The sequence below is a fragment of the Hydromonas duriensis genome, from assembly GCF_004363775.1.
Classification (GTDB): Bacteria; Pseudomonadota; Gammaproteobacteria; order Burkholderiales; family Burkholderiaceae; genus Hydromonas; species Hydromonas duriensis.
In genome coordinates, this window is record NZ_SNZE01000040.1 from 1 (window position 1) to 9,793 (window position 9,793).

Annotated in this window: 6 protein-coding genes; all 6 read left to right on the forward strand. The window is 45.1% G+C overall.

Annotated elements, in window-relative coordinates; translation table 11 throughout:
- Window positions 1-1,599, forward strand: a 1,599-nt coding sequence (locus DFR44_RS10805) for a DUF2345 domain-containing protein (protein ID WP_133621580.1), incomplete at its 5' end; no start/stop codon positions are given.
- Window positions 1,600-1,653: 54 nt separating this feature from the next.
- Window positions 1,654-2,799: a PAAR domain-containing protein gene (locus tag DFR44_RS10810; protein WP_133621581.1), complete on the forward strand. Its 1,146-nt coding sequence runs from the start codon at window positions 1,654-1,656 to the stop codon at window positions 2,797-2,799.
- A gap of 10 nt (window positions 2,800-2,809) precedes the next feature.
- Window positions 2,810-3,160: a hypothetical protein gene (locus DFR44_RS10815; protein WP_133621582.1), complete on the forward strand. Its 351-nt coding sequence runs from the start codon at window positions 2,810-2,812 to the stop codon at window positions 3,158-3,160.
- A 91-nt stretch (window positions 3,161-3,251) separates the two neighbouring features.
- On the forward strand, window positions 3,252-3,572 hold the full coding sequence (locus DFR44_RS11840) for a DUF3630 family protein (protein ID WP_484132455.1): 321 nt from the start codon (window positions 3,252-3,254) through the stop codon (window positions 3,570-3,572).
- Window positions 3,573-3,646: 74 nt separating this feature from the next.
- Window positions 3,647-8,551: an RHS repeat-associated core domain-containing protein gene (locus DFR44_RS10820; protein ID WP_162845256.1), complete on the forward strand. Its 4,905-nt coding sequence runs from the start codon at window positions 3,647-3,649 to the stop codon at window positions 8,549-8,551.
- Entirely contained in the window at window positions 8,551-9,678 is a 1,128-nt protein-coding gene (locus tag DFR44_RS10825) for a hypothetical protein (protein ID WP_133621584.1), read from the forward strand. The genes DFR44_RS10820 and DFR44_RS10825 overlap by 1 nt, the downstream gene beginning before the upstream one ends.
- Window positions 9,679-9,793: the final 115 nt, after the last annotated feature.

Sequence of the window (9,793 nt, forward strand, 5' to 3'; positions counted from 1 at the left end):
AACCTGCCACCATGGCAACTGCCAGACAACCATGCCCTCTCAGGCTACCGCAGTCGAGAACTCAGCCCAGGCAACCAAAGCGCGGGCAAGAGTAACCACCTCATTTTAGACGACACTCAGGGCCAGATACAGACACAGCTTAAATCCGACCATCAATCCTCGAGTTTAAGCCTAGGCTACATCACCCGTGTTGAAAACAACAAAGGCCGACAAGAGGCGCGTGGTCAGGGCGCCGAGCTGCGCTCGGATGGTCACATCGCTGTTCGTGCCCAACAAGGTCTATATATCGGTACCGATGCGCGTCCCGACGCTGCACAGCACATCACCGACTTAAAAGAAGTCACCGAACAACTACAAAAGGCACAAGAACAACACGAATCCATGAGCGACGTCGCCATTGAACACGGCGCCCATGACAAATCGACCGACCAAAAAGTCGTCAACGACACGCTCAAAGCACAAAACAAAGCGATTAAAGGTTCAGGACAAGCCGACCCCAAAACTGGCACATTCCCCGAACTACAAGAACCACACGTCATCGTCAGCTCACCAGCAGGCATTGAAACCAGCACCCCTCAATCCACCCACCTGTGGAGTGGAGAACACATCGCCATGACCAGTGGTGAACACGTCAGTTTAAGTGTTGGCAAAAGCTTTTTAGCCAGCGCGGTCGAGACCATCCGTTTCTTTGTGTACAAAGCGGGGATGCGTTTGGTCGCGGCTGGAGGCGACATCGACATCAAAGCATTAAAAGACTCGATCAACGTACTGGCCAAGCTCAACATCACCCACACCGCCAACAAAATCACCATCACAGGCAAAGAAGAGGTCATGATTGTCGGTGGGGGCAGTTACAGTAAATGGAGTGGTGGTGGGATTGAACACGGCACTGCGGGTGGATGGGTTGAACATGCCGCCGCTCACTTAATGCCAGGTCCCAAGTCTAAAGGCTCAAGCTTGCCGATTAAGCAAATGGGCAAGGGTCAACTCGAATTAAACAAACTCTATAAAGATGTGGGCGATAAAACCCTTGATAAGTTCTCAGGTGCAGCTTATCAAGTGATTGACGCTCTGGGTGTCATTAAGAAAGGCACGCTCGACAAACAAGGTCATGCCAAAGTCGGCGGACTAGCCGCAGGCCCAGCCAAAGTCTTTATCGAAAAAGACCCGCGCAAAGCGTGGGAGAAACCACAGAACTTTGGTCAATACAAATGGCCAAAACAAGAGAGCAGTGCCGACGAACAAGCACAAACATCGACATTGACCAACAACATCAGCAGCATCACCAGTTTAGCGGGACAAGCAGGTCAACTGGTTGGCGCAGCCGCAGGCTTAACGGGTTCAACCGCTTTAATGAGCATTGCTCAAGGTTTAGGTGGTGCGACCAGCTTGGCCACAGGTTTGGCTCAAGGTGGCGCAACAGGCTTATTTGATTCTGCACTCAATGTGGCCTCGAGCTACGTGCCTGGCATGTCGGGCGTTGCTCAAACCATGCAAGCGGTGCGGGGTCTTGGTAGTTTATCCAGTCCGCAAGCCGATGGACGCCTAGACAACTACCCACTCCATACAGGTGGGTTTGCTGGACCACTCGGTGCTTAAAGGCATCAAAGGTCGCATAAATGAATATCCAGTTACCGTTAATCAAGGCCTGTCATGGCACTACGTAAACTCATTGTAGAGGGCGATCCCCTCAAAACAGGCGGGATTGTCTTACCCAGCGGCGCCACCCAGCAATTGGATGGTCACCCGTTCGCTTATATCGGCGGCATGGCCACATGCTTTGTGTGTGGTGTCACAGGCCCCATCATAAAAGCAGGTGGCGGCCGTCGCATGGAAGTGGCAGGCGGTGAAGTCGAAATCTTGTTCGGTCTCGGTTCGTACACCAAAGATGAAGAGGTGGCGATGGAAGATGACGAGGTCGTCTGTTCTTGCCCAAAACATCCACAACTGCAAGCCGTGCTCGCTCCCACCGCCCAATACGATGATGAGATGAGTGCGTTGGCGTATACGGGACGTGTATTGTATACCGCAGGTGCTGATTTAGTTGGGGGTGCATGGTCGTTGGCCAAAGGAACTGTTAGTTTGGCTGCGGATCAAGCGGCACTGGTTGTGTATGGACCATTGGGTGCTATGGGGTCAACCACTGCACAGAAGTATTATGAACAAGCGGCCAATCGGAATGTTGAACGGGTAGACACCGCGATGAAAGTTCCAGGTGCGCTTAAAGATAAAGCGGTTGATGTTTGGAATAATCCGTCACAGATAACTCAAGCCGAGAATATAGGGCATATTGTGGGAGCGGCTGTGCCTGCTGGGGCTGCGACTAAGGCTGGGAATGCGTCTAAGGCTGGTGCTGTGGCTGAGTCTGCGGAAGCGGCGGCTGCGCGTGCGGCAAGAATTAGAAAGAATAACTTTTATGCCGATGGTGCGCGATATGACTCGAACATGGTAAATGGCCATCCTATTGCCAATTTACGCCTCGAGTATGAAGATGCTGTTCGTGCAGGCAGGTCTGAGGCTGATCGTCAATTGGCAACTGGTGTTCCACCAGAAAAAGTTCAATATTATGCAGTGGATAAGCGAAATCAGATTAAAACTGAGTATCGGAGTCTTACGCCTCCAGAAATAGTTAAAGCTGCTGAAAACCGAAATCAAATTGAGTATGGTAATCCACTGGGACCAAGTGTGGAGCAGCTGACTGCAAAAGGCAAAACACCGACACAAATCATTGACGGCTCGTTTAGACCTGGAGGTGGTGACATGGTGGAGAAATTTGCTCCAGCTGGATTTTACAACTAAGGACATATAGATGAATCTCAAGTTAATTTTAACGAAATCAGCTCAAGGTATAGTTCACTCAGTAACAATTGAGGAGCTTGATGCGTATTCAAAAATTGGGCCTTTTGCCGAATTTAAAGATTTTTTGGAGCATTTTTGTGACTCCATCAATGAAAAATTGATTAAGTGGTATTTGGGCGTGGTTGAGGGAATTGGAGAAATGACTTTTGAAGATGGTGTCATCGTTGTTTATTGGGATGACTTTCCACGCGGCTTAAATTTTGACTGTCCCAATAAAGAAGTTGCATTGAAATTTTTACCTAAGCTTCAATGGTATTTAAAAGCAGGCGGTTGGGATCTGCCATTTGAAGATATGTCTTAATCAAGCATGTAGCCATAACGTTTAGTTAATCATCCACTTTGGATTATGAAATTTGGCAATGGAATATAGATATGCAACAAGCCCGACAGGGATGCTATATATTGAGCTTCAGGGTAATCTCACTTGGCGGAATTTCCCCCGGTTTGCGGATACGTTTTTTGAAATACTGAAACCACAAACTGGAAAGTACCTGTCAGTTAATGTTGTTGATATGCACTGGTACGAGTTCACATGGAAAGACAACAAATATCGTCTAATTTTTGAGGATTTTCCTTATGAGGTTTCTATTGAGAAAGATGACGAGGATAGCGATTTGTCATTGATTTATGAGTTTTTAGTGTCTTTGAGTGAGCGTTCAAACTCACCCATGAATACCATTAAATTTTCGGCAATACCACTCGAACAGAGATAAACGCTGAATGTTTTTTAATGCACGAACAAGTCAAGCGAGACGGATTTTTAATATTCTTAAAATTGGAAAGTTATATGACAGCAAAAAATAAATCATCACACGTCATTGTCCCATTAAATAGTATCGCAGTTGCTGATGTGGTAACCCAAATAAAAAAAATAGAAGCTTGGTTACTCAGTGTAAATCCAAATGCCCAACTGAAGAATTTAAAAGGAAAACCAACACCTGTTGTTAGTAATATTTTTGCTGCAACAGGGGCGCTTATTGACATCATTGCTATAGCTGATGGCACTTTACCTGTCATAAAAGGCAGTATCAATCCCAAAACAGCGCAGTACGCCTATTTAACGATGAACCTTATTGGTTTAACTGTGATTCAGCCAGATGAAGCCCATGCTCGTATGGCATTACGACCGATACTTGCATTAGCATATGAATACCTAGGAAGCAAAGAAGCTAAAATACCTGACTCGGGCATTATGCAAATAACGCGGCATCTGAACGATAAAATTGCGGGCGATCTTGAGACATTTTTAACCGATGCTAAAGCCAAGTTGCCAGCCTTAACCAGTGCAGCCAGCTCGTTATTAGTTTCACTGGCAAGCGACTTGTCTGCTCGTCTTAACTCAGCTATATCTCTTCCTGGTTCAAATATATTGGCTCAAGCCACTGCAGCAGCTTCAGAGCTAATAGGAGCGGGTTCATTAAAACGAGATCCAGCTTCAACCTATACAGATTGGATAGCACCTCTTGCAAGTGCAATCAAAGAACCGACAGAAGTGCCAACCGATGCGGCAGGTGCAACCCTACGAGCAACCTTCCCTGGGTTTGTCAAGGGACTGGCTCAGCTAACGAGTGTAGGTGCCACTGAAATAACACAACAAGCAGGTAGTGCAAAAGGTCAACTTGGTTGGGTGATTGATGAGCTTTTAAAAGCAGTACAAAACTATCGTAAGAAAGGTGAAAGTACCGCTGTACCTGTATCGACAGTGGGAATTCACAACGCACAAGTCGTAGGTGATACTTTAGAATTCATGAGTTTCCAAGCGAGTGCAGTAAGTGACCCAAGTTGCAAAAATGGAGCTACTAGCGACTCAGGTAAAAGGATTGGATTTGCAACAGGTAGAGAAACAATCAATCATTTAGATTTTTCAATTAAGGGTATGTTTGAGGTTACATGGCTACGAACATATTCTTCAAACCTTGTTTCATATGATAACGATGTATTTGGTGCCCGTTGGATTACGCCCTATACAACACGTATCGTTCAATCATCTAATCAATTGGTTTATTTTGCTGCTGATGGACGACTACATCCATACCCATCACTTGTTAATGGTGGTATGAGCCATAATTCAATTGAAAAAATAACACTAACTCGCATTTCTGAGACCATGCTTACACTCACTCGTGGGGCTGATTGGGTGGAGACATATGAAGCGGATCCAGATTACCCAAGGGCATATCGTTTAACAATGTTGAATGATGTCAAAAATTCGAAGACGGTCGGAATAAGGTACGATTATAAGAGAAATGGTCGCACAATTATTTCTGATATTGTGACCAAAGTTAACGGGCAAATAGAAAGTCACATTGCCACAAAACCAAATGAACATGGTCAAATCACCGAACTTTGGCACATTGTGAATGGTCAGCCCGAAAGGCAGCTTGCTCATTACCAATATGATAACGAAAATAATTTGATATTAGCACAAGATGAGAATGCTCAATATCGCACTTACGAATATCAAAATCATCTGGTTACTCGATATACAGATCGCACAGGGCGAGGGATGAATCTGATGTGGCAGGGTAGCGATTATCAGGCACGAGCTGTAAGAGAATGGGCTGATGACGGTACATTTGACACTCAACTTTCATGGGATGACAGCATACGCAAAGTAACTGTAACCAACGCTCTAGGTCATGAAACTCAATATTTTTATGATGTACTTGGTTACACTTATCGGATCATTTACTCGAATGGTCTAGAGGAGTGGTACAGTCGTGACAGCCGAAAAAACATTACGTCTCGTACCAGCCGTAGAGGCGCGACTAGTTATTCGACTTACGACATTAAAGATAATCTCACCTCTAGCATTAGACCTGATGGTGGCAAAGTTTATTATAAATATAATGAACAAGACAAGCTTATCGCGGTCGCGGATCCTTTAGGTAATGTTTGGGAACAAGATTACAATAATAAAGGTAATATGTCCGAAACAATTGACCCGCTTGGTTACAAAACTGAATATGAATATAACAATCAAGGCTTATTAATTGGCGTTACTGATGCCAAAAATGGTAAGAAACAAATTACTTACACACCTGATGGAAATGTTTCAAGTTTAACGGATTGTTCGGGTAAAACCAGTGCGTGGGCCTATGATAAAAAGGGACGTTTAATTAAACAAAGTAATGCTATAGGCCAAACAGTAGAATATAAATACAGTGATGAGGGCATTAACCGTGGCCAACTTAAAACGATTATTCATGCTGACAAATCGGAAGAGCATTTCGAGCGAGATGCTGAAGGGCGTTTACTCACCTACATTGATCCTAAAGGGCAACGTACCACCTACACATACACACGTGCGGGTCTGATCAAGCAACGCATTGACGCTGATGGTCATGTTTTCCAATACACATGGGATAAAGCAGGCAATATTTTGTCATTGACTAATGCAAACGGTACTCAATACTCATTTGAGTACAATCAATTTGGACAACTCATCAAAGAAACCAATTTTAATGGCAAATCAACCGAATACGAATACAACCCAAAAACAGGCGAACTGTTAAAGGTATTTGAAAACGGCATCGTCAGCGCACTGGCCTTCGACAGCATGGGTCGGATAGTTGGCCGCGCCGTCAAAGACATCAACAGCAACCTCATACAAACCGAACAATTCAGCTTTGATTTAAACGGCCAACTGATACACGCAACAAACAACCACAGTACATTGGACTGGTACTACGATGACGCAGGCCAACTGATTCGCGAACACCAGCAATACCACATACAACCTGAACACGGCGACGCCTACCACCACACCGCCATATGGCGACATGAATATGACGAGCTCGGCAACCGCATAAAAACCATACGCCCCGACGGGCACAGCATCACCCACTTAACCTATGGCAGCGGCCACGTCCACGGACTCATGCTCGACCACATCGAAGCCTTCGCATTCGAGCGCGACGATTTGCACCGCGAAATCAGCCGCACCCAAGCCAACCACCTGCAACAAACCTTGTCATACGACCCAGCGGGACGTTTAAAACAACAACTCATCCGCATCGCAGAAACCAACCAAGGCGCAACCGCACAGCCCATCAACATCAACCGCTCATACACCTACGACACACTCGGACAACTCACCAGCATCAACGACACACGTCGAGGTCTGTTGAACTACAAATACGACCCCGTTGGGCGACTGTTGCAAGCCCACAGCACGCAATTCAAAGAAACCTTCGCGTTTGACCCCGCAGGTAACATCCTAGAAGCCACGCCCAACACCTACGGCGCCCCCACCAAAGACGATGGTTTATACAGTGCCGACGAACGCCAACAGAATCAAAACGCCCGCCTTAAAAACATGCTCAAGGCCTACGTCGGCACGCACTACACCTACGACCAACGCGGCAACCTCATCGAACGATTAGAGCATGGCAAACGCACCGTATTCAAATGGGACAACTTCAACCGCATGTCACAAGCCAACACCGATGACATGAAAGTCAACTTCTACTACGACGTCCTCGGGCGGCGCATAGCCAAACACAGCGGCAGTGTGTTTCAAGGCACCTCAATGGACGGCTCAGGCTATGCCGCCAGCATCCGCAAACAACACAACGACGCAGCGGGCTATGGTTACACCATCTATGGTTGGGATGGCGACACCCTCGCATGGGAATCCACCATCGCACCGACCAAACTGTTTGATGACCAACCCAGCCATGCCAGAACCACCCACTACATCTACGCACCGAATAGCTTTGAGCCACTCATGCAAGCCACAGTCAACGAATCCATTGAACTCTTGCCCACGCCCAACTATAAAGAGATGGCACAAAGCACACAAGGCTACGACATCGACCGCGACCCCGTTTGGCATTACAAAGCCGAACAATTCGTTCGGGCGTTTGATTCCGTGTTGTACTATCAATGCGACCATTTGGGTACACCACAAGAATTAACCGATGAACAAGGGGAAGTGGCATGGGCTGCGCATTACATGGCTTGGGGAAGAGCGTTTGAAACCATGAGCGATTCAGCTAAACGTGCGGGGATTAAAAACCCCTTGCGATTCCAAGGGCAGTATTACGATAACGAAACAGGCTTGCATTACAACCGCCATCGCTACTATGACCCTCATGCGGGGCGGTATGTGAGTAAGGATCCGATTGGATTAAAAGGCGGTTGGAATCTTCACTCATATGTTCACAACCCAATTCAATGGATTGATCCATTAGGGCTTGAGAGTGTAGGTAAAGCTAATCCTCTAACATGGGGACCTTTGAGTTATGTCAAGGTTGGCGGGGATGCTCTGAATGGTTTTGAATACGCTAAAAGTGTTGAAGCAACAAGACGGAGTGACCCAAATATTAGAGCAGATCAATCTAGACCAAGAACCGACGGAGGTAAATGGGAAGATGGCTGTGGAGACAAAGACACTGATCAATGGGTTCCAGACGTTATTAGTTTGGTTTATGAACCAATCATCGGTAAAAATAAAACTTATACTTTTAGTATTTTAGAACCTTGTAAAAAACATGATGCATGTTATGGGGCTGCCAGTAAGTCAGGAGCAAGCAAGAGTGCATGTGATAGAGAGCTTTGGAATGGTGTAATCAAAGCCTGCGTTAACGAAGGGGCACCCGTTGGAGATTGTTCGGCTTTAGGTGAGGCTTATTACATGGGCGTATCAGCAGGCGGTGGTAAAGCATGGAAAAATGCGGGAGGAAAGTAATGAGTAAAATTGGCACTCATCTCGGTTTAGCAAAAAATAGCTTATTAAAGTTCATGTTTTGTTCAATGGCTTGGTTGCCACTGGCGTCATGTGGGAATCAAACTACGGACGAACCCGTGACGCCACCTAAACCATTATCTAGTTTCATTATTCAAGATACGCATTTATCTGAGAAAAGAATAATGAATGAACCGATTTGGACTGTGAATTCGTTACAGAATAATTCTTTAGCAAAAGAGGTCGTTTATGTAATGTCCGGTAAAAACTCGCTCCATGTTACATCATTAGATTCGACAAAAAATTATGAAGTAATAACTACAAATGAATTTGATTATCAGGACAAAGGCCGTGTGCATATGTTTGAACAGTTTGCCTATGATAATGAGCGAGGACCTGTCTTAATCAATACGGATGGTATGAGCGATCTCACAGGTAAATTAATTTGGCGCAATAACGAATCTGGGTTCTCAAGAGTAGTTCCTATATTCTTTCAGTCGGGTAAACTTGGACTTCTGTCTCGTGGTGGACGCCTTGCAGAATATCGCGACAATAATGGTTTTCTTTTAAAGTCGTTTGGACAAGTGGGTTTAAAGTTAGGAGATGATGATTCTTTATCGTACTTGGGCGATGTGCAGTCCTTTACAACTAAAGAACACAAGACATGGGCGATGTTAAGTGTGAATCGAACATATAAGGAATCGGAACTGCAATTTTATGATTCGCAATTTAATTTGCAACACACGTTGAGAGATGCTGGTGAGGCAGTCTCGATCGAGTGGCCGACCCCTGGTCATTTACTTTTAGGTCAAGTAAAAGTGATTGATATTAATGGTGTAGAAAAACTCAATCATCAAATACAAAACCTATCTTTTTACCCTTCTCATCTAGTTGGTTATGCTGCACTTGAGTTAAAAGATGGCAAACGTTATTTAGCTGTAACATACTCCGCTTCTGCAAAATCTGGTGATAATCGTTCCGTCGTGATTATATTTGACCCAAAAGGTAAAGTTGTTTGGCAAAAGGAATACCAACGTGTGTTTTCATTAACAGCAAACCAAACAAATCATTCTTTCTTATTTGGTGGTTCCGATGGGCTATTTGAGATTAGCTTGGGTTTAGTAGAATAAATATGTTTATGAGTTACCAATGAAGCACAATTTTAAAATAAATATTTTTACATCATATGCCGTGTTTTTTAATAAAAACTCTAGCAATTCGGATATACTAGCCAAATATTTTGTG

Excerpts from the sequence above, each read along its gene's own strand:
- DFR44_RS10820 (WP_162845256.1), top strand. The coding sequence starts at position 3,647 with ATGACAGCAAAAAATAAATCATCACACGTCATTGTCCCATTAAATAGT.
- DFR44_RS11840 (WP_484132455.1), top strand. The coding sequence starts at position 3,252 with ATGCTATATATTGAGCTTCAGGGTAATCTCACTTGGCGGAATTTCCCC.
- DFR44_RS10810 (WP_133621581.1), top strand. The coding sequence starts at position 1,654 with ATGGCACTACGTAAACTCATTGTAGAGGGCGATCCCCTCAAAACAGGC.
- DFR44_RS10825 (WP_133621584.1), top strand. The coding sequence starts at position 8,551 with ATGAGTAAAATTGGCACTCATCTCGGTTTAGCAAAAAATAGCTTATTA.
- DFR44_RS10815 (WP_133621582.1), top strand. The coding sequence starts at position 2,810 with ATGAATCTCAAGTTAATTTTAACGAAATCAGCTCAAGGTATAGTTCAC.